Annotated in this window: 3 protein-coding genes; all 3 read right to left on the bottom strand. The window is 72.3% G+C overall.

The genetic code is table 11. The features are described 5' to 3' along the window. Positions 1-497, bottom strand: a 497-nt coding sequence (locus PLL68_RS12420) for a (2Fe-2S)-binding protein (protein WP_324534534.1), incomplete at its 3' end; no start/stop codon positions are given. Further along, positions 494-1396, bottom strand: a complete 903-nt coding sequence (locus PLL68_RS12415; protein WP_324534532.1) for an FAD binding domain-containing protein — start codon at positions 1394-1396, stop codon at positions 494-496. The genes PLL68_RS12415 and PLL68_RS12420, both read right to left, overlap by 4 nt. 91 nt (positions 1397-1487) lie before the next feature. Beyond that, on the bottom strand, positions 1488-2003 hold a 516-nt coding region (locus PLL68_RS12410), incomplete at its 5' end, for a solute carrier family 23 protein (protein WP_324534530.1).

The raw sequence follows: 2003 nt of genomic DNA, 5'->3' as shown, positions 1-2003 counted from the left end.
CGGATCTCGGCGGCGCGGCAGACCGCCGACACGATGTTCTGGTACCCCGTGCAGCGGCACAGGTTGCCCGAGATCGCCTCGCGGGCCTCCTCGGGGGTGGGGTCGGGGTTGTCCTCGAGGTAGGCCGTGATCGTCGTGACGAACCCGGGGGTGCAGAACCCGCACTGCAGGGCGTGGCACTCGGTGAAGGCCTGCTGGACCGGGCTGAGCTTCTCGGGGTCGTTGCCGATGCCCTCGATCGTCGTCACCTCGTGGCGTTGCGCGCTGACGGCGAACATCAGGCACGCGCGCATCGGCTGCCCGTCGACGAGCACCGTGCACGCCCCGCACACGCCGTGCTCGCAGCCGACGTGGGTGCCGGTGAGGCCGAGGTCGTGGCGCAGGAAGTCCGACAACAGGCGGCGGGCGGGGGCGGATGCCGTGCGCGTCACCCCGTTGACGCGCAGGCTGATGCTCAGCAGCTGCTCGGGGGGCGTGTCGGTCGTCTGCTCGCTCATGCGACGGACTCCTGGGCGGTGGTGGGTGCCGGGTCGGCTGCGGGTGTCGGGTGGGTGGCCGTCGCCAGGGCGCGGCGGGTGAGCTCGGCGGCGAGCATCCGGCGGTAGTCGGCGGTGGCGTGGATGTCGCCCTCGGGGTCGACGAACTCGCGCACGGCATCGGTGACCTCGTCGGGCACCGGAGCACCGGCATCCCGACCGCCGAGCACCGGGGTCAGGTCGAGCACCAACGGCACGGGCGTCACGGACACGAAGCCGGCGCGGGCGCTGACCACGACACCGTCCGCGACGTCGACGGCCACGGCCACCCCGGCCAGGGCGTAGTCGCCGTGGCGGCGGCTGGACTCGAGGAAGGCCGTGCGGGTGCCGGGGCCGAAGCGGGTGAACCGCACCGCCTCGACGAGCTCGTCGTCGGCCAGGCTCGTCTCGAGCGGGCCGAGGAAGAAGTCGGTCGCAGCGATCTCGCGGCGGCCACCCGGCCCGACCGCCTCGACGACACCGTCGGTCAGCACGAGCACGGAGGGCATCTCACCGGCCGGGTCGGCGTGGGCGATCGAGCCGACGGTGGTGCCGCGGTTGCGGATCGCCGGGTGGGCGACGTTGCGCAGGGCCTGGCGCAGCAGGGGCAGGGCGGTGGCTGCCCCGTCGTGCTGCTCGAGCCCGGCGTGCCGGACGAGCGCACCGATGCGCACCGCGGTGTCGGTGACGTGCACGGCATCCAACCCCGCCACGCCGTTGATGTCGACGAGGTGGCCCGGGTTGGCCAGGCGCATCGACAGCACCGGGATCAGGCTCTGGCCGCCGGCGAGGACCTTGCCGTCGTGGCCGACCTCGCCGAGCACGGCGACGGCCTCGTCGACGGTCGTGGGGGCGTGGTGCACGAACGGTCCGGGTTTCACCTGGTCGATCCTGCCTGTCGGGGGTTGGTCGGGAAAGAGGCACCCCGCCCGGGTGCTCGAGGGGTCGACCCGGGCGGGGTGGTCGTGGGGGTTACTTGCGGTCGGTGGAACCCGGGTAGCCGTCCTGGTAGAGGTCGTCGATCTGGTCCGCGTCGCCGTAGACGTAGTCGCCGACGGCCAGCGCCGTGCCATCGGCGTGCTCGCGCAGCTCGGACGGCGCGATGACGCGGGCCAGGTGGTAGCCGGCGATGGCCACGATGGTGCCGAGGGCGATGCCGCTCAGGGTGAAGTCGTCGCTGACCTTCATCTTGACGTCGCCGATGCCGATGACGATGCCCGCAGCGAGCGGCACGAGGTTGATCGGGTTCGCGAAGTCGACCCCGTTCTCCTTCCAGATCTTGGCGCCGAGCAGGCCGATCATGCCGTAGAGGACGACCGTGATCCCGCCGAGGACGCCACCGGGGATGGAGGCGACGAGGGCGCCGAACTTGGGGGAGAGGCCGAACAGGATCGCGACCGCCGCGGCCACGTAGTAGGCGGCGGTGGAGTAGACCCGGGTCGCCGCCATGACACCGATGTTCTCGGCGTAGGTCGTCGTCGGGGAGCC

It is taken from the genome of Ornithinibacter sp., from assembly GCF_035443565.1.
In the GTDB taxonomy this organism is placed as follows: Bacteria; Actinomycetota; Actinomycetes; order Actinomycetales; family Dermatophilaceae; genus Fodinibacter.
This window is presented reverse-complemented; position numbering and strand designations above follow the sequence as displayed.